Genomic DNA, 23,582 nt, shown 5'->3' with positions numbered 1-23,582 from the left:
CGGCTCGTTTGTCCCGGAGGCCGGCCGAAAGCCTTCGGCTCAGAAACGCAGCTTCATGCGCGCGTAGCCGCCAAAGTCGGTGGTGTTCTCGCTGAAGCCCGCCTGCCCGAGCACGGACACCGAGAACCGCTCGCTCACATCCATGTCGAAGCCGGCCGCAAAGTCCGCCCGCATCCGGTCCGGGCTCGTCGTCGAGGACAGGCTGCCGAAGGACGCGTCCGTGCCGGCCAGCACGGCCGAGTTCGAAACAGACGGATTGGTGAGCTGCGCCGTCAGACCGGCCCGGAGGAAGGCCACGGTCGGGCGGTCCTGAACGTTGAAGGCGCGACCGACCTCCAGGATCGGGGCCACCGCCACCGACGTCTTCGAGATGCCGCCGACGTTCCAGTTCAAGGCACCCGAGCCGCGTTCGCTGTAGCTGTCCTGCCACAAGCGGGTCACCGACAGGGCGACCGCGGGCTTGGCGTAGAAACCATGCTGCTCGAACACCGAGGAGACACGCGCCTCCGCCGTGAGGAACCGGCCCTTGATGTCCGCGGTGGCGACATGGCTGGTCGCCCCCAGGGCATAGTAGCGGCTCTGGTCGAGATCGTAGACACCACCACCGACAGTAGTCGAGAAGGTCATCGGACCGACCTCCCGCTTCAGTGCGACACCGGCGCTGAACCGCGTGCCGCTCTGGCCGTAGGTGCTGCTCTTGACCTTGATGTACTCGAGCTGTCCGCCGACCTCGATGAAGGTATCGTCCAGGATCTCCTTCTGGAAGGCGCCCGCAATGCCGGTCGTGTCCTCGCGGAATGCACGGCTGTTCGATGTGGCGGCCTCGAAGTGACGGTTGCCGATCGCCTGCATCCATACGCAGTCGCGCTGGCGAAAGAAGTCCTCGCCGAGGTTCGGATCAAGCGTCGGGCAGCTCTGCAGCAGGCGGTGCAGTGCCTGCGACGAGGCAACCGCAGCCGTGGCATTCGACAGGCTTTGCCCGGCCGAATGGTCGAGATAGTGTTGCGCCAGTTCCTCGCCTGTACGGGCATTGAGGAACTTGTGGGAGATCGCCTTGAGAGCCGTCTTCAGTTCCAGCGACTGGGGACCGGTCTCGATCGCTTGAAGGGCCTTGCTGTAGAAGCTCGCGAACTCTTGTGCGTTCTTGCCAAGCTGTACGCCGCTGGTCTTGCCGGAATAGTCGACCGTATAATCGACCTCGACCCGCGTGTTGTTGTCCTTGTTCGCGACCGAATAGCTGACGGCGGCCGTATTTGCGACCGTCAGGCCGGTGATATCGATGGCTCCGCCACCACCCACCGTCGCCAGAACGGACATAAAGCCGACGTGGCCATCAGGCATCACCGTCTCCTTGGCCCAGTTCGCCTCGATCGTACCGGCAAGTGATACCTGGCCGTCTTTACCGTGAACATCGACCACGATCTTGTCGTGGGTGATGTTGCCGGCGGCGTCGAAGAGCGCATCCACCTTGTAGACGCCCGTCCCATCCTGGGTGAACGATCCCGTCGTCACCCGCGAGGTTGCGATCTCGCCCACCTTGCCGGCACTCATGACCGCGCTGTTCTGGAACTCGGAGTTCGCATGGCCGCCAAGGTCAAAGCTGGTGCCCAGCTCTGCGACGCCGCCATCGATGTTGTAGAACCCCTGCGCATTGGCGCTGTCCAGGGCGACCGACCCCATGAAGCTTCCGCCATCGTTGACGATGGTGAGCGAGGCCGTCTTATCGTTGCGCACCACCACCGAACCGATGTCGGCGCTCCTCAGAGCGCCTTTGTTGTAGATATTGTTGGAGCGATAGATTGAGCCGTCGAGCAGGACAGTCCGTCCACCCTTGATGGCAATGGTCTCGTAGGCATCCGCCGAGGTCGTCTCGACCAGGGCTCCGGATTTGATGTTGATTTGGACGACGGCTTCCTGCGGGTTCTTGCCATCAGGATCGTGCTCGTAGCTGCTCGAGGCCTGGGCCAGGATCGCCCGGCTCTTCGCGCCTTCCGCCCGCACCGTGCCGTCGACGGTGATCCGGACGCCCTTGGAGTAGCTTTCGCCGCCGCCTGACGCGCTCTGGGCAAAAATGCCGACCGCACCCTCGCCCTGGACGTCGACCACCCCCTTGTTGTCGACAGCGATGTCCACGAAACCGCCATTGCCGTCCAGGCCCTCGCTGCCGATATAACCCGGATTGTCCTCCGCAAATTCCAGGAGGAGCTCGCCCTGCGCGCCACCGCCGCCGCCAACCGAGTGGACGAAAATGCCGTGGGCATTCTTTCCGCTCGTGGTGATGGTCCCCGACATGGTGACCGTGACATCGCCGCCGTCGCCGCCATCACCGCCGCTTTCCGGCTTGAAAATGAGCGAACCGACGGTCTCCCAAAGATTGTCGAGTTCATGCTCAAGGGTCGTCTCGATGTCGCCGACCGCGCCACCACCGCCGCCGAGCGATTGGGCAAAGATGCCCATCGCGCCCTCACCTTCAGTGTAAATCGTCCCGGTGTTGGTGACATTTACTGTTCCGCCGTCACCGCCGCCGCCCGAGCTGCCGGCAACGGTAAGCGAGGTCAGAAGCCCCTGCGAACCATCGCCGCCGGAACCACCACCGCCGCCGACCGACTGAGCAAAGATGCCCGTTCCCGAACTGCCGAGTGTCGTGATGTTGCTTTCATTCGACACGATCACGTCGCCGCCGTTGCTGGCGTCCCCGGCACCACCGCCCACATTGACCGAGAAGCTCTCGATCAGGCTCTTCGGGAATCCCTTGACCTGCTCGTAGATCTCCTTGCCCGTATTGATTTGCTCGTAAACCTCATAGACATCGGCAAGCCACCCCTTGAGGTCAGGTTCGCCATTGCCGCCGATACCGCCCGACCCGCCAACCGACTGGGCGAAGATCGCATAGGAAGCGGTGCCGCTGGTCGTGATGTCAGCGCCCTTGCCATTGGTGACATTGACCGTGTCGCCATGACCACCACCACCGCCGAAGCCACCCATCGTGTAGGAAATGGTGACGCCCTTGGACTCCGCCTCCTCGCCTTCCTCGTTTTTGGGCGTGTGCGTGTAGCCGATGGAATAAGCGCCCGCATTGCCACCGTCGCCGCCGCCGCCACCCACCGACTGCGCGAAGATTCCGTAGGATGTGTCCTGAGCGGTGGAAATCTTGCCGCTGTTGTCGATGGTAACGGTGCCGGCGTGACTGCCTGTGCCGCCATAGCCGCCAACCTGCGAGTTGAGCGCAATCTTGAGATATTTCTCCTTCTCGCGGCCGAAGTTGCCAAAGAAGCCGTAGCCGGCACCACCATCGCCGCCGTTTCCGCCAATGGACTGGGCAAAGATGCCGTGAGAATTGCCACCGGTCGTGGCCAACTGGCTCGTATTCGTCACCGAAACATCACCGGCGACGGCCGCGGAGCCGCCTGTGCCGCCGACCTGGACATTGGACTGGACCGTTCCACCGAAGTCGACACCGATCTCCGCGCCATAGCTCAGCCCGCCCGAGCCACCGTTGCCGCCCACCGATTGCGCGTAGATCGCATCCGCATAGTGGCCGTGGGTCGTGACGCTGCCATGGTTCGTGACTGTGACATCCCCGCCCTGGCCGCTGTCGCCGCCGTCGCCTCCGACCGTCACGTTGACCGTGCCGCTGCCTTCGGTGGAGACGTTGAGCGTACCGGCATAGACCGCGCCGCCCATGCCGCCGTTGCCGCCCATCGACTGGACCACGATGCCGGATGCCGCATAGCCCGACGTCTCGATCGCACCAGAGTTGGTGGCCGTGGCACTGCCGCCCTTGCCACCCGCGCCGCCGCTGCCTCCAACGGCGACGGAGATGGCGCCGGAAATGGGTCCGCCCGTCCCCGACCCCTGCGCCAGCATTCCCGCACTGCCACCGGAACCGCCCGTCACATTGACCAGAATGCCGACGGCATAATTGCCCTTTGTGTTGATCTTGGCCGTGTTGGTGACATCGGCCGTGCCGGAAGTCCCGCCAGTACCACCGTCGCCGCCCACGCCAATCATGACATTGACGACGCTCACCGCGCCATTGGCCGTCAGTCCGCCGTTGCCGCCGCCACCGCCAAGCGACTGCAACAAGATGCCGAAGGCGCCATCGCCCTGGGTTTCGAGATCTGCGTTGTTGGTGACCTTGACATCGCCAGCCTCTCCGCCCTCGCCGCCGTCACCGCCATGAGTGTAGTCAAGCGACAGCCCGATGTTGCCATTGACGGTCATGCCCGCCTGGCCGCCACCACCGGCGATTGACTGGGCGACGATAGCCGCGGCCAGGTGGCCGGCAGTCGTGATACTGCCCTTGTTGACAACCTCGACATCGCCGCCTTGGCCACCGCCGCCGCCCGACTGACCGAGCGTCACCGCACCAAGCGAAACCGTAATATCGCCGTCGATGGTCATCCCGGACTTGCCGCCGCCGCCGCCCAGCGACTGGGCCAGAATGCCGAGCGACTGGTCGCCGGTGGTGGAAATGTCTCCATTGGAGGTAACAGTTACCTTCCCGCCACTGCCACCGATGCCGCCCTGGGCGCCCTGCGTTGTGCCATACTGGCCAATGTTCACACCGACATTGGCGTCGATCACGGTGCTCGACTGGCCGCCACCGCCGCCAACGGACTGGGCGAGGATTCCGTCGGAATCTCGCCCGAGCGTGGTGATCTTCGCGTTGTTGGTGAAGTCGACCGTGCCGCCGTTGCCCCCCGTTCCGCCGTCCGATCCCATGTCGTGGTTGAATTCAAGCGAAACGCCAGCCTCGATGCTGTTTCCGGACGCGCCGCCGCCGCCGCCGATCGACTGGATGAGCGAGCCGGCCGAATTGTCTCCAGCCGTTGAGATGGCCCCGCCGACCGACCCCGCTACGGTGCCGCCATTCTGGCCAATGCCGAATGAACTCGATCCACTTTGTGAATTGAACGTGAGACCGATATCAATCGAGACCGTATTGCCCCCGATGCCACCGCCACCGCCCAGCGACTGGGCGAAGAAGCCGCGCGCATGGTCGCCACCGGTCGTGATACTGTCGTGCGACGATCCGGAGAAGCTGATGTCGCCGCCAAAGCCGCCTGCCCCTCCGCTCGTACCAAGCAGCGGCTCGATAATGTCGATCGCTGCAAAGGAGCTTGCTCCCTTGCCGCCGCCGCCGCCGATCGACTGCAGGATCACGCCGTCTGCGTGGTCCCCCTGGGTCACGAGGGAGAAGCCTTTGCTCGTGAAAGTTACCTTGTCTCCGTTGCCGCCGCCGCCACCATTCTGACCGAAGGCAAACGCACCGCTCGGCGAATAGGCGTCGCCGCCGCCGGCACCGATGCTCTCCACAAGGATGCCGACCGAATTCGCCCCCATGGTGTTGATGGTGGCGCCGTCCAGGTTGAGATTGACAGCCCCGCCATTGCCGCCAAGACCGGCCTGGCCACCGACGGCGTAGAAGCCGTCGGATGCCCCAGAGCTGCCGCCGCCACCGCCGATGGCGTGAATCTTGACCCCGGCCGAATTGAGGCCTGTCGTCTCGAGTATACTGTCAGTCAGTGTGACGTTGACGGTGCCGCCGTCGCCACCGGCGCCGGCATCTGCGGCCAGGGCCGCTATAACCCCCGAGGTCTTGCCGGCCTTGCCGCCGCCACCGCCGATGGACTGGGCATAGAGGGCATTCGCGTGCGCCCCCTTGGTCGAAAGAGCCGACGAGATCAACGTCGCGGTCACCGTGTTGCCGTTTCCGCCCACACCTCCCGTCGCTCCATAGGCGATGAATCCCGAGGCATCCCCGCCGGCACCGCCCATGCCGCCAATGCTCTGCAGAAGGATCGCATCTGCTTCGCTATTGTCCGTCACAACGCTCGAGGACGTCAGGGTGAGGGTTACTGTGCCCGCATCTTTCGGCTTGCCCGGGTCTCCGGCGTGACTCCCGTTGCCGCTCTCGCCTGTAACGCCACTGGCGCTCTTGAGATAGATTCCGTAGTAGGCGTTGGCCCCGGTCGTGGTGACGTCGACCATCAGGTCGGCGGTGATGTTTCCGCCTGCCCCCGCAGCGCCGCCATCGCCGGCATAGTTGCCATTGCCGCCGGTACCACCATCGCCGCCCAGGCTGGCGATCTCGATCCCGACAAACCCCGTGGTGGTGATTTTGCTGAGCGTTTCTTTCGCGGAAACGGTGATGTCGCCGCCATCACCGCCCATGAATCCTGAACCGCCATAGGACGTGTTCGCCCCACTGACATCACCATAGCCTCCTCCCCCGCCGTACCCACCTTGGGAGAGGACCTGAATGCCGAAACTCGCGCCGTTGTAGTCCAGATAGTGTCCGTCAAGCAGGGAGAGCGTGACGCTGCCGCCGGCGCCGCCCGCGCCTCCAATGCCGCCCTTGGCATCATCCAGTCCGCCGTCCGACTCCGCCCAGCCGCCCAGGCCACCGTTGCCACCAAAAGTGGTGAGCTGGATGCCGCGCGAGTCTGATCGCTTGCCCGTCGCCTTGATCGCGCCGACCTTCTTGGTGGCTGGCTTCCCGTCGTATTTGGCCTCGAAAACCAGATCGCCGCCCGCACCGCCGTCGCCACCCCAGCCGCCTTGGGCATGCTTGTCGAAGTGCACATCTTCGTGCCCGGCGCTGCCATGCCAACCTTGGGTAACGAGCTCGACAGCGCTCGCTCCGGTGATGTCGAAACCATAATCGAGGGTGACCGTGGCGGAGAGCGATTGCCCCGCGTCGCCGTCCACGCCTTTCTGGCCGTCCTGATTGTGGGTCGACCAATCGCCGGGAACCGGCGTCGCTCCACCCTTGTCGCGGATATAGACGGCCGGACCAAAGCCGTCACCGCCACGAGTTGCATCGATGGTCTCGGGAACCTGCCGCAGGTTGACCGTAGTCACCCTGTCTTGCGAGTAATCGTCATAGACAATCGGCATGGGGTCGGCGCCCATGCAGGTCGCCACTCCATCGATTACGTTGCAATATGCCATTGCCGGCGTCAGCGATGTTCCCGACAGCAGCAAGGCCGCGAATGGCAGCCCCACGACATACCTGAGCCCCGTGGGGACGACACGTCGCGAAAACGCATAGACGGAAGGAAATTCACGCTGCATCGGGCAAACCTCTGCTCAATAAGCTGGACCCGCGCCGCCGCGGACGGGACAACGCAAGTAAGGAAGCAGACGCCGATTGGACGCAGATTGGTGCGGCATCGCATGCCCGGAGCCCCCGCACCGGAACAATGACGCCACAAGTCACTTCACTCGCCCCAACCAGCCCATCGCCCGAACAAGAGCGATTCGCCCGCATTTCATTGGTGAGACTAAGTTAAACCCCGAAATAATAAAATATAGTATAATGGAAACTCCAAACTACATTTCGAAAGATATCTTTCATTTCAAGTAAATACTTATAACGTTAAAAAATAAATGAGTATTGATAAATAAATAAAAGAAAATACTAGAAATTAATGTTATTAAAATCGACAACCTATGAAATTCCGAAAAAACAAGATGATCCGCAAAAGGAAAAGCAAGACAACGAAGGGGAAGGAACCAACACCGGCGCCGAAACTATCCTAAAAGGCGCAAAAAAATCCGAATGCGCGCGATGCCGCAGAGTCAGATCATGGCCGGCTCTGTCCATCGACCTGACGGCGCTGCCGCACCCGCCGGCATTGCATGTGCCGGCATCACCTCAAATGGAAGGGAGCCGACAGGCTGAAGCCGGTGTTGTGCGCGGTAATCACGGGGAGACTGGCCTTGGTGCCGGAAAGCACCTTGGAGCGCAGCCGGCTCAGGAGCACGTCGAGACGGCTTCTCGAAGTCTCGTTGTCCGGCTCCCCAAGGGCTGCGAAGATTTCCTGACGGCCGACGACGTCACTCTCCGAACGCACCATGTGCTCGACGAACAAGGCCTCGCGGCGGCTCAGCCGAACGGCCTCGCCATTCGGCGCTGTCAGCATCATGGATTGCGTCTGGAACACCCAGCCCTGCTCGCCTTGAGCCCCCTCGCCTTCGTCACCGGCGCGGCGGCGTCCGGCGAGATGCTGGATCGCCGCGGAAAGCTCTTCCGGCTCGACGGGCTTGGCCATATAGATGTCGGCGCCGCTCTGATAGGCACGCACGCGATCTTCAACCGCATCCCTTACGGTGGTAATGATCACCGCCGTCCGGGTTTGTCCGGACAGATACTCGGTGATGGAAAACCCGCTGTGATGAGGAAGGTTGACGTCCACGACGGCAACATCGAACACTTGCTGGCCGATAAGCTGGTAAAGTTCGACCGCATCCCCGGCTTCGGTCACCCGATGGCCGAGCACGGTCAGACAGTCAGCAAGACTTTTCCTGAGGGCGACGTTGTCCTCGATCAATATCACGTCTGCCAAAATCGTATCTCATTCCCGGGAGAGACCAGCCCGCGTGCGCGAACCGGATGGAACAGCCCGCCTTCCGCCCGCCTGCGATCCTGCCCCGGACCGTCCGACGGAGATCTGCCAGCCACCTCGTCTTATAAGCGGCCGCTCATACATCAGGCAACTCTTGTCCTTGCCTGGATTTTAATCTCGATATCCGCCTGTCTTTTGCCGTCGGCGACGCACGCGGACGCCGCGCGGACGCTGCGGATCGAGCAGGGACTGTTCGAGAAATCGATCGAGGGGCACATGTCGCTGCTGCGTGACACGGCGCATGATCTCTCGTTCGCGGATGTCGCCTTCGGCCCGGCGCGCGACAGCTTCACGGCCCTCCCCGACAAGCTGGCGCTCGGCTACACGAAAGATCCCATCTGGATCAGGCTCACGCTCGAACGCGACGGTGTCTGGCCAGAGGCGCTCTTCATGATCCTGAGCCCGACATATCTGGACAGAGTCGACATCTACCTCGCGCAATCGGGTGCCCCCCGCTCGCCGGACGACTTCCGTCACGAGATGGCCGGCGATCATGTCGCCGACGGCGACAAGGGCATCCCCCTGCCGTATATCGCCACGAAACTGCAGTTTCCCGCGACGGACCGGTTCGACGTCTACCTGCGGATCAAGACAACCAGCACGATGTCCCTGAGGGGTGCCCTTGTGTCCCCGGAAGCGCTGGCGAGCCTTTCGATGTGGCGTGCCGTCAAACTGGCGTCCCTGTGCGCCGTCATGTTTGCGTTCGCGCTGATCAACTTCTTCTACTGGATCTACCTGCGGAAGCCGCTCTTCCTGAGCTTCTTCTGCTTCCTTCTCGCGGACATGCTTTCCGGCCTGACCGACAGCGGCCTGCTGCCGCGCATGTTCGCCATCGGCGATCAGTATGCCATCGACATCCTGACGGGCTGGGCCGTGATCCTCGTGGTCCTGACGTCCCTGTATTTCACCCGCTACCAGCTCGAAACCCGCCGGAACTTTCCGCTTGGCGACAAGCTTCTGAAATTACTCGCGCCGGTCATCGCCGCCACCCTGGTCGCGAGCCTCGCCGGCTTCTACCAGACCGTCATCGGGCCGGTGATCCTCGTCGCCATCCTGCTTGCGGGCTTCCTGTTCTTCGGCAACGTGCTGCTGCTTCTGCGCCGCAGGAGACTGGACATCGTCCTGGCGACAGCAGCGTCGTTCGTCTACTTCTGCGGCATCACGCTGGCCGCCGGAAGGCTGTTCGGCATCCTCGGCCTGAACATGTTCACCGAGCACAGCTACCAGTCGCTTTCGATCATCTTCGTCATCCTGATGTCGCTCTCGCTGGTCCAGCGCGCACGCGTGGCCGATATCAGGCGGCGCGAGGGGGCGTCGCTGCGCATCGCGCGCAAGGCCGAATACGCCGCACGGTCCCTGGTGAAGATCCGGACGGCGGAGCTGGAAGCCGCCAAGCAGGAGGCGGAGGCAGCCCTCGCCAGCGAACGCGCCGCCCAGGCCGAGCAGATCCGTTTCGTCGATGTGATCACCCATCAGTACCAGACCCCTCTGGCGGTGATCCGCTCCAGCGTCTCCGCGATCTTCCACACGCTCCCGCCCGGAGACGATGCGAACCGCGGCCGGATCGGGCGCATCCAGTCCGCCATCCGCGCATTGGTGGAGGTGCTTGACGTTTCGCTTCACCGCAGCCGGGTCGCGGGGATCACCGTGAAGCCGGAGTGCAGGCTCCTGCCTGTCGGCTCGACACTCGAGACCATTGTGGAAAGGTCGCGCGATCTCATTTCCGACCAGCGGATCCATCTCGACACCTCGGGCCTGCCGCCCGCCACGCACGCCTGGTTCGACGCGAACATGCTGGGTATCGCTCTGACCAACCTGCTCGACAATGCCGCCAAGTTCTCCCCGGCGGACAAGGCTGTCCATGTGCGCGCAAGCATCGACGACGCGCACCTGACGGTCACGGTCACCGACCAGGGCATCGGCATTCCGGCAAACGAGCTCCAGCATCTCGCCAAGCGCTACTTCCGGGCCTCGAACACCGGAGAGATCCACGGCAGCGGACTTGGCCTGCACATCGTCGACGCGGTCGCGCGCGCCCATGGCGGCAGGTTTCGAGTGCGCAACGGCGCGACCTGCGGCGTCGTCGCCACCCTCGTCCTTCCTCTCGACGGCCGCATGCAGGAGCGGGTCGCCGAAGACGCGCGCGCCATCGCCTAGCTCCGCGCCATCAGCGGGTCAGACGCCGCCGCGATCGCGGCGGATCGGGAGATTTGCGCTGACAGCCGCCGCACACAGGCGTTATGACGTAAGACAATCGGTCAACGGGGAGGACAATCGACGATGGGACGTCTCAGCGGAAAAACATGCCTTATCACCGCAGCCGGACAGGGCATCGGCCGGGCAACGGCCGAAGCGTTTCTTGCGGAAGGCGCACAGGTGTGGGCAACGGATGTGAACGGCGATGCCCTTGCCAGTCTTGACGGCGCGCATGCCCGCAAGCTCGACGTCACCGATCCGTCGGCAATTTCCGCACTTTTGGAGGAAACCGGCCCCGTCGACGTCCTGTTCAACTGCGCCGGGGTGGTGCACGCCGGCGCACTTCTCGCCTGCCCGGAGGAGGATTGGGACTTCGCCTTCGAGCTCAACGCGAAGGCGATGTTTCGCATGATCCGCGCCTATCTGCCCGGAATGCTGGAGAAGGGCCGCGGCTCGATCATCAACATGTCGTCCGTCGCCTCGTCCGTGAAGGGCGTGCCCAACCGCTTCGCCTATTGCGCCTCGAAGGCCGCGGTCGTCGGGCTGACCAAATCCGTGGCCGCCGACTATGTGACCGCAGGCGTTCGCTGCAATGCCATCTGCCCGGGCACGGTTGAGAGCCCATCCCTGCACGAGCGCCTGCGCGCCACCGGCGATTACGAGAAGGCAATGGCCGACTTCATCGCCCGCCAGCCGATGGGCCGGATCGGCCGCCCGCAGGAAATCGCAGCACTTGCGGTCTATCTCGCATCGGAGGAATCCGCCTTCACCACCGGCCAGTGCCACGTCATCGACGGCGGCTGGGCCGTCTGAGGCCGGCAACACATCCTTGAACGATAAAAGCCGCGTCCCGGTCGCGCGCCTTCAAGCGGGTCACCGCCGGGGGCGACGCCGGCATGCGACCAGGTGCCCGACCGCGCTTGCACGCGCCCCCGCCTTCGGGGGCGCCCTTTGACCGGCCACATCGGCAAGGCCGGCCACGCGCCCGGGATGCGGACAGGAAAAGCAGCCGCCGCGCCATGGCTCCGGCAGCGCGGTTGCGACGGTCTCGCCCCCTCCCCCTTGCCGATCCCTGCCTGCCTGGCGCGCGGAAAAGCCTGCGAGGGAATTTCCCGGGGAACCAAATTGCCCCCACGCGAGTTCTCACCACGAAGGCCGGCTGGCCAGACGTTCTGACGAACGCATCGCCAGCCCTGCGGCGAGACCGTCGCCTCCACAACGGCCCGAAGGCACCGCGTTTGCGCCAGCTCGCGGGCGTCAACGTCCGTCGGAACCACGGCAAAGAGCGTTCCTGCCGCGAACACCGAGACAGAAAGGAGTGACCCCATGGGTATCGAAGTTGGAGGTCTGCTGGGCCTCGTCATTCTCATTCTCGATGTCTATGCCATCGTGAAGATCGTCGGCTCCGGCGCATCCGCAGGCAGCAAGGTTCTGTGGATCGTCCTTATCCTGCTCCTGCCGGTTCTGGGCTTCCTGCTCTGGATCTTCGCGGGACCGTCGCGATCGTCCTACGCGTGACGCGGCAGCGCAGGCCCCGAGAGGGGCCTCGCGCCGATCCAAAAAAAATCGAAAGCCGAGGGAACCGAACCCGGGCGGGTGCGTTTCAGCTTCGTGAAACAGTTTCGCGATCGGTACGTCCGCCATGTCCAGCGCTTCCCTCTCTCGCATCTGCCGATGCCGGGAGTTCGAACGGGCCCGGAACGCACGGCTGATTGCAAGACCGGACCGGACATCGGCCCCGGCCCTTAGCGCCTGAAGTAAACTGGCGCCTGCAATAAAAAGGACGAGTTACAAATGGCGGATCTTACCGATACCGATCTGCGGAGGGAAAGTCGCGAGAGTGTCGAGGAAGACATCCATTTGCGCATCGGGACACAGCTCAAGGCCTATTACGATCAGGTCCTGACGCAGCCCGTGCCGGATCGCTTCGACGATCTGCTGCGACGCCTTGATGAACAGAGCAACTCCGGACAGGAGACGCGGTAATGGCGGCGATGACTGTCGAGATCAAGGAGGAAATCGTCTCCTGCATTCCAAGCCTGCGTGCCTTCGCGGCCTCGCTGGTCGGGGTCGGCGACCGGGCCGACGACCTGGTGCAGGAGACGCTGATGAAGGCCTGGGCGAACATGAATCGCTTCAAGGCCGGCACCAACATGAAGGCCTGGCTGTTCATCATCCTTCGCAACACCTTCTATTCCGACTACCGCAAGAAGAAGCGCGAAGTTCAGGACGTCGACGGTCAATACTCGGCGACACTCGCCGAGCACCCCGGGCAGCACGGTCATCTCGATTTCGAGGATTTTCGCAACGCGCTCGACGCTCTTCCCGAAGACCAGCGCGAGGCGTTGATCCTCATTTGCGCCTCCGGCTTCTCCTATGAAGAAGCCGCCGAAATCTGCGGCTGCGCCGTGGGCACGATGAAGAGCCGCGTCAACAGGGCTAGAAACAGGCTCTCGGAAACTCTAAGTATTGATTCTGCTGAGGAGTTCGGGCCCGACAGGTCCGTTCAGGCAGTTATTTCAGTGTCCTCGGTACCAGCGGTCAAGATTCGTGCCATGGAATAAGCTTCCCCCGACAAGCACCAGACTGGATCGCCGGCTCTTCGGCTATATGGCGGCGGCACTCGTGCCGCTCGCCGCATTGGCGTTTCTGTTCTCCTATTCGGATCATTTGCGCCGAGCCGAGGAAGGGCATTCAAACTTCGTCGACTACGCGCGCCTGATAGGCCAGTCGAGCGCCAAGGTCATGGCGCGCGCGGAAGGCTATGCCTCAGCCCTGTCGGCGCGCGACGCCACCGCCCTCACCGATTGCGGAGCCTTGTTCGAGTCCATGCGCGGCGAATTGCGCGAGGCGGTTCGCCTGGACGTAAGCGTCGCCGACAGGACAATCTGCACCGTTGCGCTGCGCAGCGGCCGCGTGACGGTCATCCGCCCCGGCGAAGCCGATGTGCCCGAAGACCGCGTGCTGCCCGTCTTCCGTGAAAACAAGGAAACCGGTGTCGGCATCCGCATCGGCCTGCGCCCGCAAACGCTGCTAATCGCGCCGATCGAGGCCACGGGGGCAAACAACAATGTCGGCTTCGCCCTTGTCGACGACAAGGGCCTGGTCGTCGCCTCCCACATGGCCGACGCCGCAGAAAACAAGTCCTTCCTGAACCTCGTCTCTTCCCTCGACCTCAATAAGGAAACACAGACATCCTTCGCCCGCAGCGAGGGCAACTGGTACGTGGGTGTCGCGACGCTGACCGGAACCCGCTATCGCATCGTGACAGCATCACGTCCCTCGGAAACACAGCTCGAGCCGTGGCTCAGCATTGCCAAGGCTCTGCTTCTGCCGCTGATGCTTCTCGCCGTCGTCTTCGTGGTCCTGCGCTATGGCATCCAGCGCTTCCTGCTGCGCTACCTGCGCCATATCTACGCAACCTTCCGCCGCTATGGGTCCGGCGAGACCGGCGCGCGCGTCGGCATGCTCGCCACCGCTCCACCTGAGATCAACATCCTCGGGATGACCTTCGACATGATGGCGGACCGGATCGAGCACCGGACCAAGGATCTGGAAACCTCGCTTTCCGAGCAAAGACGCCTGACCCGCGAACTCCATCATCGCATCAAGAACACCCTGCAGATGATCACCAGTCTTCTGGTCATGCAGCGCCGCGATGCAAAGGAATCGAGCGAGAAGGCCGTTCTTCGGGTAGCGCTGGAAAGGGTCCTGTCGATATCCGCCGCGTATCGGATTTCCTATGCCTCGAACGAAGGCACGGATGTCTCCATCGAGGCGCTGGTGCGGGAGGTGGTGGAGTCCCTGCGTGAGCCGGCGAGGGTGTCTCAGGGAAAGGTGCGCATCCATGTCGCGGAAATGGCGCATCTGGCAATCGATCTGGACCGCGCCATCCCGCTCGCCTTCATTCTTGCCGAGCTTCTGCCGCCCCGGTTCGATTGCCTGCAGCCGGGCGAGACGATCAAGGTCGAGGTTCGCGGCGGCGACAAGATCCTCATCCTGATTTCCGGAGCGAGCCAGATCGAGGACGTGCTGGACGAATTCGAGGACGAGACGCCGCTGCGGTCGCGGTTGGTGCGTGCCTATCTCAGCCAGTTGTCGGCAACCTGCACGATCGACGGCGAGACCACGCGTCTCGAGATGCCGAAAGCCAGCCTGTACTAGACGCAGCCCGCGGCGCTCAAAAAAACACCGCGGAGAAGATTTCTCCGCGGTGTCAGGGCCAGGCAGTCAGGGAGGGGAAGCTGCTTGTCGTGCGGTCGGTCAGACCGCCGGCGGACGACGCCCGCTGATGAGGCCATAAATCAGCGACACAACGAAGAGCGCCAGGGCAACGAAGAAGATCAGCTTGGCGATGCCAATCGCTGTGCCGGCGATGCCGCCAAATCCCAGGAACGCGGCGATTAGCGCGATGATCAGAAAGGTCAGGGCCCAACCAAACATGTTCTTTCTCCTTTGAGCAGCATCTCGCAGCCAACACAGGCGCAAGATGATCTTGTTCGTGGCGAAGCGCTTTGGTCTGAGGGGAAAGACCAAGGCCTCCGATTTCACCAACGCGGCTTGCGCTGTCAAAACAAGAACGCGGAATATCGATTTTGGTTCGCCCGAAAGACAAATTTTCGAAATATTTCTTCCAAAGAACGACGAAATGCACCGCATACGCGTCTTTATAGTGACCTGACTTCTGTTACCGGGGCACGCCTGCGCCAGGCGGACCAGCGCCTGGCGGAACACGGTGAGGAACCGCGGCAAGGCCCTTTGTCAAAAAAGAACGCCTGCCGTGCGCGCGGTTTTGAAGAACCCCGGAAATCCATCTCCATCAAAATAAAGAACGAAAAAAGAGGAACCTTTCCGCTCCTCGCTGGTTGATCTGTTGTCACGAGGTCGCAACGGGCCGGCGACATGCAAAACGCCCAGAAAGTTGCGACCTATACAGAAATTCGACAGATTTGGAGATCACACCATGATCCGCACGCTTCTGACCACCACTGCACTTGCGGCTGTCCTGACGACGGGTGCGCTCGCTGCCAGCGACATGAAGAAGACGGAGATGGACAGCGCGACCGGCGCAGGCAGCGCCGTGTTCTCGACCTCTCCGGACACCGCTCCCATGCAGAGCAAGAACGGTTACTTCGCCGCTTCGACCGACCAGATTCTCGCCAGCTCGCTGATCGGCTCCTCCCTCTACAACGGCGCCGGCGAGGACGCGAGCAACATCGGCGAGGTCAATGACGTCGTCCTCTCCAGGACGGGCAACGCAGAGGCCATCGTGGTCGGCGTTGGCGGTTTCCTGGGCATCGGCGCCAAGGATGTGGCCGTCGACTTCGAGCGCGTCAGCTGGGTCGAGCGCGATGGCGAACGCTGGCTCACGATCAGCGCCACGCAGAAGGAGCTCGAGAACGCACCGGCCTTCGACCGGTCGATGATCGAGCCGAGCGAGAGTGCCATGGCGACCGACACCACGCCCATGGCCGGGACAAGCAGCGGCACGATGACCGGCGACAAGTCGGCCGCCGCCACCGATCCGGCGATGACAACGGGCAGCGACATGGCGGCCACCGACACGCAGCCGGCTCCGGTCAAGGTTTCGGCGGCATCGGCGGAGCAGTTGATCGGCACGGCCGTCTACGGCGCGCAGGACGAGAACCTCGGCGAAGTTCGCGACGTGATCGTCTCGGGCGAGGGTCAGGTCGAGGCGTTCATCATCGACGTCGGCGGCTTCCTCGGCATCGGTGCGAAGCCGGTTTCCATGGCCCTGGACACGCTCGACATCAAGGAGGATGCCAACGGCGACCTGCGCATCCACACGAGCTACACGCAGGAGCAGCTCGAGGCGCTTCCCGAGTATTCGGGCAACGCCGGCGAGGCCAAGCCCGCCGCTGCCCAGTAACAGCTCGCAGCAGTGACGAGAACGCCGGCACCCGTGCCGGCGTTTTCTCGTGCCCGCACGATGTTCGCGAAAAAGGGCGCGTCCACGGAACGATTTCGCCGCTGCCGCGTTCCTTCAATATCAATCAACATGGAGGTGACTTACATGGCCACCAGCACATCCGCCGCTCGCAATACCGCCTCGCGCGGGGAAGACGACGTCGCCAACATCGAGCAGAACATCGAACGCCTGCGTGGCGACATTTCCGCGCTCGCCCAGTCGATCTCGCGCTACGGCGCGGACAAGACCGGGGAATACAAGGACCGCGCGAACAAGGCGGGCAACGATCTGGCGCAGGCCTCCAAGGACACGCTCGACAGCCTGACCGCCGAGCTCAATGATCTGGAGCGGGCCGTCTCGACGCGGGTGCGCGACAAACCATTGCAGGCACTTGGCATCGCCGCCGGCATCGGCTTCCTGGTCGCCTTTCTGGCCAGGCGCTGATTCATGCTGCGTCTCGCGCCGCTCCTGGCCTCGATCCTGGCGACGGACTTCGGCGCGACACTGCGCCGGCTCCGGCGTTCGGCAGTCGTCTATGCGCTTGCCGGACTGCTGCTGATATCGGCCTATGCGGCCGCGCTCGTCGCGCTCGGCGTTCATCTCGCCGGCCTTTTCGGACCGGTTGACGCCGCCCTGATCATCGCCCTCGCCCAAATCGCCCTTGCGGCGCTGCTCGTTGCCGGTCTGGCCATCGCCAACGCGCTCGAGCGCAAGCGCCGCCGCGAACGCAACAGCAACTCCTCCGGCCCGGCGCTGCTGGCGACACTCGCCGTCTCCGTGCTTCCGCAACTGATGCGCTCCAAGGGCGCACTCGGCCTGGCTGCCGTTGGAGGCCTCGCGTTCCTGGCGATGACGCGGGATCGCACGCCCGACAAATGACATCCGCCGGCATCACTGCCACAGCAGACAATGAAGGAACCGACATGACCAAGATCGCAGCAGTCCTGAAGCCCGAGTCCCACGACGAGAAGCTCGATATCGGTCTCGACGACGCCTATCTTTCCGATATGGCCGGCTCCCTGTCCGGGATCCTCGCCGCCACCTACCGGCTGACCATCAAGAGCCAGATCTACCACTGGAATGTGGTCGGCCCGCTGTTCAAGCCGCTGCACGAACTGACCGAAGAGCACTACACAGCGCTCTTCAGCGCGGCGGACGTGATCGCCGAGCGCATCCGCGCACTCGGCCACCTCGCCCCGGCGAAGTTCGGCGAGGTCGCCTCCTTCGCGCCCAAGGCCGCCGAGGTCGACCACACGACAGCCGCGGACATGATCGCCGACCTGATCGCCGACCACCGCGCGGCCGTGAAGTCGATGCGCAAGGCAGCCGAGAAGGCCGGCGAAGTCGGTGATGTGGTGACGGAAGACATGCTCACCGCGCGACTGACCTTCCACGAGAAGGCCCTTTGGATGCTTCGCGCGATCGCAACGAGCTGACCTGATCGATCACGGCCCCTTTTAGGTGAAACGCAAGTCTCAGGCCGCCACGCCTTCAACCGGCGTGGCGGCTTGCTTGCGTTCACACATCTCCGGCAGCGACGGCAAGCCTGGCCACGAAGCTCGCAGGTTCAGACAAAGGACCCGGCGAGCGGGCCGGAGCGATCGGGAGCCGCCCCTTCGTTGTCCGCAAGGGAGAGGAGCTCGCGAAGCCTCGTGCGTGCGCGGTTGACGCGGCTCTTGAGCGTTCCGACAGCGCAGTCGCAGATCCCCGCCGCCTCCTCGTAGGAAAACCCGGAGGCACCGACCAGGATGATCGCCTCCCGCTGATCACTTGGAAGAGCTTCCAGCGCATGACGGAAGTCCTTGAGCGCCAGGGAGGCGTCCTGGGCCGGGCCAACGGCCATGCGCTCGGTAAGAATTCCATCTGCATCGGAGACCTCACGGCCCGATTTTCGAAGGTCGCTGTAAAAGCCGTTGCGCAGGATGCGGAACAGCCAGGCCTTCATGTTGCTTCCCGGAATGAAGGTATGCTGCTTGGACCATGCCCTGAGAATGGCGTTCTGCACGAGATCGTCGGCACGATCGCCGCGCCCGCACAGCGATATCGCGAAGGCGCGCAGGGCCGGCAACTGGGCCAGCATGGCCCGCTTGAAGGCGGGATCGGAAGCAGGCGGCTGTTCGCTCATGCCTTGTCGGCGCCGGAGGATTTCCTCTCGGCCTCGTCCAGTCGTTCAAGCAGGTCGAGAAAACGGTCCGGAATACCCTCGTCCTGAACCGAGTCGTAGTACTCACGCAGCTTCTGCGTGATCTGCTCGTGATCGGGGCCGCGAGGCTGTTCCCGCTTTGGCGAATTTCGCGTGTCCGGCATGTCAGCTCCGTTGCTCGCAGATGCGCCGAGTGCGTCGACCCGGTATTATTATAGCGCCGATTTTCAAAAATCATCCAAACGGATGGAACTTTCCGTTCTCTTGGACGTTTGCCTGTTGTTGAATGCCGAAGAAGGCAAACAGGGAGCCCCTCATGTCACTATCTACCCGTGTTGCGTCTCACCTCCCGTATCTGCGTCGATACGCAAGGGCGGTCACCGGGTCGCAAAAGTCGGGCGATGCCTATGTAGCGGCAGCTCTGGAAGCGCTCATCGCGGACGTCTCGAGTTTCCCGCAGTCCGGTAGCGACCGTGTCTCCCTCTACAAGCTTTTCGCCTCGATTTACGGCTCGACGCAGATCGAGCCAAGCGAGCATGATTCTCCCTTTGCCTGGGAAAAGCGCGCCAACGCCAATCTTTCGATCCTCCCCTCCCCGGCCCGCCAGGCGTTCCTTCTGACATCCGTCGAAGGCTTCACCGAGGCGGAGGCGGCACAAGTTCTTGGCGTCTCGGCAGGTGAGATCGAAGGCCTGCTCGCGGATGCCGCGCAAGGCATCTCCAGCCAGATCGCGACCGAGATCCTGATCATCGAGGACGAGCCGCTGATCGCCATGGACATCGAGCACATCGTCCAGGAACTTGGCCACAAGGTCACCGGCATTGCCCGGACCCACAAGGAAGCGGTCGAGCTCTTCGCAAAGACGAAGCCGAAGATGGTGCTCGCCGACATCCAGCTCGCCGACGGCAGCTCCGGCATCGATGCCGTCAACGACATCCTCAAGTCGCACGACATGCCGGTGATCTTCATCACCGCCTTCCCCGAGCGCCTGCTGACGGGCGAGCGCCCCGAACCCACCTTCCTGATCACCAAGCCGTTCAATCCGGACATGGTGAAGGCGCTGATCAGTCAGGCTCTGTTCTTCGACCAGAGCGTCGGCGCCGCCGCCTGACGATCTCTTCCCACAGGATCACACCACGACAAAGGCCGGGCCGATCTGCAATCGGTCCGGCCTTTGTGGTGGTCGACGGCCGGTCCGCGCGCCGAGCGGGCTTTTGAGCGGTCCTGGAAAACACCGTCAGCCTCAAAAAAAAAGCGATCCGCACCGCCGGGAGGGAGCCGGCGCGGATCGCTTTTGGATGGCCTCGCTTGCAGGCCCGGAACGTCAATCAGTGGCGCGCGAGCCAGTCATCGATCTCGCGCTCGGCCTCTTCCTGCGCCTTGCCGTAGCGTTCCTGAATCTTGCCCACAAGATTCTTGCGATTTCCGGCGATCACATCGAGATCATCACCGGTCAGACGCCCCCAGTGAGACTGCGCCTTACCCTTGAATTGCTCCCAGCTACCTTCGATCTGATTCCAGTTCATGGAAAACTCCTTTTCTTCAAGGAGCATCAACACATGCTCCTGGGGGGATAACGTACGAACGCAGGAGTGGTTCCAATTCGATCCCCACTGCGGGTGAAAGCACGTTGGAATTTGCCAACCAGCGAAAATCATTGGCGAAAACAAGCAATGGATGTAAAAGAAAATCTCGATTACATGGAAGTAGCAGCGTGATCCGAATTCTACCTTCGGCTGTATTTGCCGTGATCACACTGATCGGTGTCTGCATGACAGCGGTTGTGTATGACGCGGAGGAATCCTCCGACCGCATCCGTTTCGAGAGCATTGCGGACGAGACGGTGGACCGGGTCGTGGCCCGCGTGAACCAGCACATCGCGCTGCTGATATCGGCCCACGCATTCTTCACCGCGCAATCCGGCGACGTCTCGCGCCCGGCGTTCGAGCGCTATGTGACCAGCCTCGACCTCAAGGGCGAATTCGTGGGCATTCGCGGGATCGGCTATGCCCGGGTCGTGCCGAAGGGAGCCGAGCAGCCGGCGCAGGACGATCTCAGCCGCAATTACGGCATCGAACGCGAGATCTGGCCGCAGACCTCGCAGCGTCTGCGCACGCCAATCGTTCTTCTGGAGCCGATCGACCAGCGCAATCTTGCAGCCCTTGGCTATGATATGTTCAGCGATGCGAGCCGCCGCGATGCCATGCTGAAGGCGATAGAGGCCGGAGAGCCGCGCGCAAGCGCGCCCGTGGAACTCGTGCAGGAGATCACGGAGAACAAGCAGACCGGCTTCCTCGTCTATATCCCCTTCAGCGCACGAACATCGCAAGGCGCGGAAGATGCCGGACGCCTCCCCGATACCGCCGTCGACGGGTTCGTCTATGCGCCCTTCAGGGCCGGAGACCTGCATCTGGCCGCACTCGAGCGTGTGCCCCCGCTCCCCGTCACCGTCGACACGGCGGACACGACGGGCGATGCGCCCGTGGATCTGTTTCACTCACGGGATTTCAGCCCTGACCAGAGCTTCGACGAACTCACCGCGACGCGCATCGCCACGGTCGCCGGACGGCAATGGACCTTCACGATCCATGCGACGCCCGCGTTTCGCGGCAATGCCGGGCATTTCTACACGATCCTGATCGGCACGATCTCGCTGCTTCTGGCAATTGCCCTGGCGATGTCGACCAGGTTCCAGATCAAGTCTGTCGAGACAGCCCACGCGCTGCGCAAGGTTTCTGAAAAGACGATCCAGGAGAAGGACCTGATGCTTCAGGAAATGAAGCATCGCATCAAGAACTCCATCGCGCGCGTGCTGGCCATCTCCCGCCAGACGGCCGCGAACTCCAAAGATATCGACGAATTCGCCCAGTCGTTCTCCGCCCGGCTTCACTCCATGGCCAACGCCCAGGACATGCTGACGCGCTCGCACTGGCAGCGGGCCGACCTGCACGAATTGCTCAGCACCGAACTCGAGCAGGTCTTCGGCGGGAACTATGGCAAGGAAAAGATCGACGGGCCCCAGGTCCTTCTCGACGAACGCACCACCCAGGCCCTGGGCCTGACCTTCCACGAGCTGGCCACCAATGCGCTGAAGTACGGCGGCGTTTCGACGAATGACGGCGACCTCGCCGTGCATTGGCAGATCATCGGCAAGGGCAGCGAGCGCAAGCTTCACCTCGACTGGATCGAGACCACTGTCGCGCAGATCGAGGAGCCGCAGCAGAAGGGGTTTGGCTCGCGGCTTATCGACGCCAACATCAAGGGTGAGCTTGGCGGCACGCTGGAGAGGACCTTCCGGCCCGATGGCATGTCGTTCCAGATGACCATCCCGATCTAGGCAGCCCGCACAGAAGCCGCAATCCGGGAACCTTCGCGCGCCTGCAACGTTCTTCACCGAGCGGATGGCGCAATGTCGCGCGGAACCATCCGCCGGGAGGCACGAGGGTTCTTGTCAAAAGCGGAGTTCGAAACACTGCTCGCCAACGTGGCGCGGCTGTCGCTGATCGCCATCGCCACAATCGTGCTGATTGCAGCGCTCGACGTGGCGCAGGTCATCCTCGCACCTGTCTTCCTCGCGGTCGTGATCGGCCTGATGTTCGGCCCGCTGTCGGACAGGATCGAAGGCTACGGCATTCCCTCCTGGATCTCGGCGCTCGCCATCGTTGTCCTGTTTCTGGTCCTCATTTCGGCGGCCGCGACCGGCTTCGCCGTTCCCTTGTCCGACTGGCTCGACAAGCTGCCGTCCATCTGGTCCCGGCTGCAGACGGAGCTGACCAGCTGGAAGGGCATCATCGCCTCGTTCGGCGGCCTTCAGGAGCAGCTGCGTAGCGCCATGGGCACGGGCACCAGCATGAAGGTCAACGTCGAGGACACGACCGCCGTCGAGAGCGTCGTCTATTTCGCTCCCGCGTTCATGGCTCAGATCATTCTGTTTCTCGCCAGCATGTATTTCTTCATCGCCACCCGGAAGGATTTCCGCGAGGCCGTGATCACCCGCTGCATCACGCCGCAGTTGCGCAACCGCGTGCGCCGCACCTTCGACGACGTGGAGACGCGGGTGTCGCGCTATCTGCTTTCGATCACCGGCGTGAACATCGTTCTGGCCATCGCCGTGTCGCTGACGCTCTACGTGCTCGGCGTACCCTCGCCGCTGCTCTGGGGCCTGATGGCCGGCGCGCTGAACTACGTGATCTATATCGGCCCGGCGGTCATGGCACTTGTGCTCACGGGGGTCGGGCTGGCGACCGCCGACACGACGTTCGGCATCCTGACCCCGCCGGCCGCCTACCTCGCACTCAACCTGATGGAAGCCCAGTTCCTCACACCGCTCGTCCTAGGCAAGACGATGACGCTCAATCCGTTCATTGTCCTGCTCTCGCTTGCAGGCTGGATCTGGCTCTGGGGCCCGGTCGGTGGCTTCATCGCCGTGCCGTCGTTGCTGATGATCGGCGCCGTACTGACCAACATTTTGCCCACGGAAGCCTGAAGCGGGCAAGCGGACCGGGCGAACCGGATCCGGCCCACCATTCGACAAATCCGGAGAAGACCATGAAACCGAAGACCCCGAAGTCGGAACCGAACCCGATCGATGCCACGGTCGGCGATGCCAAGGACGTGGAACAGACCGCGCTGACCATAGGTTCGCGCGAAATCCAGGCCGCCGCGATCTCGGAGGAGCCGCTGGCCGAACGCCGCGACCGCTTGCAGCGGATGCGCCAGGAACTGGTCTCCCGCATGGGAACAGACAAGGGCGAGGACCTGAAGCCGCTGCTGGAGGAAATCGACCGCGCAATCGCACACCTCTCCGGCCCGGACGCGCTCTAGACAGAGCCTTCTCGAACGCCGCCAACAAAAAAGCCGCCGGCATATCGTGTGCCGGCGGCCGAACCTTGCCGCCCTC

At 63.0% G+C, this 23,582-nt stretch carries 20 protein-coding genes; 14 read left to right on the top strand and 6 right to left on the bottom strand.

Annotated features, from left to right (window positions below; translation table 11 throughout):
* Nucleotides 1-39: 39 nt before the first annotated feature.
* Entirely contained in the window at nt 40-6,918 is a 6,879-nt protein-coding gene (locus ACN0WF_RS14145; RefSeq protein WP_417773414.1) for a hypothetical protein, read from the bottom strand.
* Nucleotides 6,919-7,658: 740 nt separating this feature from the next.
* Nucleotides 7,659-8,339, bottom strand: coding sequence for a response regulator transcription factor (locus ACN0WF_RS14140; RefSeq protein ID WP_417773413.1), 681 nt, complete (start codon nt 8,337-8,339; stop codon nt 7,659-7,661).
* Between the two features lie 210 nt (nt 8,340-8,549).
* On the opposite strand from ACN0WF_RS14140, the gene ACN0WF_RS14135 reads away from it, so the two are divergent.
* The 6 genes from ACN0WF_RS14135 to ACN0WF_RS14110 all read left to right on the top strand — a co-directional run bounded on the left by ACN0WF_RS14135 (nt 8,550) and on the right by ACN0WF_RS14110 (nt 14,774).
* Nucleotides 8,550-10,571, top strand: a complete 2,022-nt coding sequence (locus ACN0WF_RS14135; protein WP_417773412.1) for an ATP-binding protein — start codon at nt 8,550-8,552, stop codon at nt 10,569-10,571.
* A 123-nt stretch (nt 10,572-10,694) separates the two neighbouring features.
* Complete coding sequence (locus ACN0WF_RS14130; RefSeq protein ID WP_417773411.1) at nt 10,695-11,423, top strand: SDR family oxidoreductase; 729 nt, start codon at nt 10,695-10,697, stop codon at nt 11,421-11,423.
* A 513-nt stretch (nt 11,424-11,936) separates the two neighbouring features.
* Nucleotides 11,937-12,128: a PLDc N-terminal domain-containing protein gene (locus ACN0WF_RS14125; protein WP_417773410.1), complete on the top strand. Its 192-nt coding sequence runs from the start codon at nt 11,937-11,939 to the stop codon at nt 12,126-12,128.
* Between the two features lie 276 nt (nt 12,129-12,404).
* The gene (locus ACN0WF_RS14120; protein WP_417773409.1) at nt 12,405-12,596 is read left to right on the top strand and encodes a NepR family anti-sigma factor; all 192 of its coding nucleotides are present in this window, start codon (nt 12,405-12,407) and stop codon (nt 12,594-12,596) included.
* Entirely contained in the window at nt 12,596-13,174 is a 579-nt protein-coding gene (locus tag ACN0WF_RS14115) for a sigma-70 family RNA polymerase sigma factor (RefSeq protein WP_417773408.1), read from the top strand. Before ACN0WF_RS14120 ends, ACN0WF_RS14115 begins: the two co-directional genes overlap by 1 nt.
* Entirely contained in the window at nt 13,161-14,774 is a 1,614-nt protein-coding gene (locus tag ACN0WF_RS14110; RefSeq protein ID WP_417773407.1) for a sensor histidine kinase, read from the top strand. The genes ACN0WF_RS14115 and ACN0WF_RS14110 overlap by 14 nt, the downstream gene beginning before the upstream one ends.
* Before the next feature lie 99 nt (nt 14,775-14,873).
* Here the strand turns inward: ACN0WF_RS14110 and ACN0WF_RS14105 are convergent, their stop codons facing one another.
* Nucleotides 14,874-15,053 carry a DUF1328 domain-containing protein gene (locus tag ACN0WF_RS14105; protein WP_417773406.1) on the bottom strand — a complete coding sequence of 60 codons (180 nt, stop codon included), beginning with the start codon at nt 15,051-15,053 and terminating at the stop codon, nt 14,874-14,876.
* A gap of 520 nt (nt 15,054-15,573) precedes the next feature.
* Between ACN0WF_RS14105 and ACN0WF_RS14100 the strand changes: the two genes are divergently transcribed.
* The 4 genes from ACN0WF_RS14100 to ACN0WF_RS14085 all read left to right on the top strand — a co-directional run bounded on the left by ACN0WF_RS14100 (nt 15,574) and on the right by ACN0WF_RS14085 (nt 17,975).
* Nucleotides 15,574-16,500, top strand: coding sequence for a PRC-barrel domain-containing protein (locus ACN0WF_RS14100; RefSeq protein ID WP_417773405.1), 927 nt, complete (start codon nt 15,574-15,576; stop codon nt 16,498-16,500).
* Between the two features lie 144 nt (nt 16,501-16,644).
* Nucleotides 16,645-16,983 (top strand): DUF883 family protein, encoded by a 339-nt coding sequence (locus tag ACN0WF_RS14095; RefSeq protein ID WP_417773404.1) that lies wholly within the window; start codon nt 16,645-16,647, stop codon nt 16,981-16,983.
* A 3-nt stretch (nt 16,984-16,986) separates the two neighbouring features.
* Complete coding sequence (locus ACN0WF_RS14090) at nt 16,987-17,418, top strand: hypothetical protein (protein ID WP_417773403.1); 432 nt, start codon at nt 16,987-16,989, stop codon at nt 17,416-17,418.
* Between the two features lie 44 nt (nt 17,419-17,462).
* Nucleotides 17,463-17,975 (top strand): Dps family protein, encoded by a 513-nt coding sequence (locus ACN0WF_RS14085; RefSeq protein WP_417773402.1) that lies wholly within the window; start codon nt 17,463-17,465, stop codon nt 17,973-17,975.
* Nucleotides 17,976-18,106: 131 nt separating this feature from the next.
* On the opposite strand, the gene ACN0WF_RS14080 is transcribed toward ACN0WF_RS14085, so the two are convergent.
* Nucleotides 18,107-18,664, bottom strand: coding sequence for a sigma-70 family RNA polymerase sigma factor (locus ACN0WF_RS14080; RefSeq protein WP_417773401.1), 558 nt, complete (start codon nt 18,662-18,664; stop codon nt 18,107-18,109).
* The gene (locus ACN0WF_RS14075; protein ID WP_417773400.1) at nt 18,661-18,846 is read right to left on the bottom strand and encodes a NepR family anti-sigma factor; all 186 of its coding nucleotides are present in this window, start codon (nt 18,844-18,846) and stop codon (nt 18,661-18,663) included. Before ACN0WF_RS14075 ends, ACN0WF_RS14080 begins: the two co-directional genes overlap by 4 nt.
* A gap of 152 nt (nt 18,847-18,998) precedes the next feature.
* Between ACN0WF_RS14075 and ACN0WF_RS14070 the strand changes: the two genes are divergently transcribed.
* Entirely contained in the window at nt 18,999-19,793 is a 795-nt protein-coding gene (locus ACN0WF_RS14070; RefSeq protein ID WP_417773399.1) for a response regulator, read from the top strand.
* A 217-nt stretch (nt 19,794-20,010) separates the two neighbouring features.
* Here ACN0WF_RS14070 and ACN0WF_RS14065 read toward each other — a convergent pair whose 3' ends face one another.
* Nucleotides 20,011-20,208, bottom strand: a complete 198-nt coding sequence (locus tag ACN0WF_RS14065; RefSeq protein ID WP_417773533.1) for a CsbD family protein — start codon at nt 20,206-20,208, stop codon at nt 20,011-20,013.
* Nucleotides 20,209-20,453: 245 nt separating this feature from the next.
* Here ACN0WF_RS14065 and ACN0WF_RS14060 point away from each other — a divergent pair, with 245 nt between their 5' ends.
* The 3 genes from ACN0WF_RS14060 (at nt 20,454) to ACN0WF_RS14050 (ending at nt 23,506) form a co-directional block, all read left to right on the top strand.
* Entirely contained in the window at nt 20,454-22,019 is a 1,566-nt protein-coding gene (locus tag ACN0WF_RS14060; protein WP_417773398.1) for a CHASE domain-containing protein, read from the top strand.
* Nucleotides 22,020-22,130: 111 nt separating this feature from the next.
* Nucleotides 22,131-23,168 (top strand): AI-2E family transporter, encoded by a 1,038-nt coding sequence (locus tag ACN0WF_RS14055; RefSeq protein ID WP_417773397.1) that lies wholly within the window; start codon nt 22,131-22,133, stop codon nt 23,166-23,168.
* 62 nt (nt 23,169-23,230) lie between these two features.
* Nucleotides 23,231-23,506 carry a hypothetical protein gene (locus tag ACN0WF_RS14050; protein WP_417773396.1) on the top strand — a complete coding sequence of 92 codons (276 nt, stop codon included), beginning with the start codon at nt 23,231-23,233 and terminating at the stop codon, nt 23,504-23,506.
* The last annotated feature ends 76 nt before the right edge of the window (nt 23,507-23,582 follow it).

Source organism: Stappia sp. (assembly GCF_048268045.1).
In the GTDB taxonomy this organism is placed as follows: Bacteria; Pseudomonadota; Alphaproteobacteria; order Rhizobiales; family Stappiaceae; genus Stappia.
The sequence above is the reverse complement of the archived record's forward strand: the minus strand, read 5'-3'. Positions and strand labels throughout refer to the sequence as shown.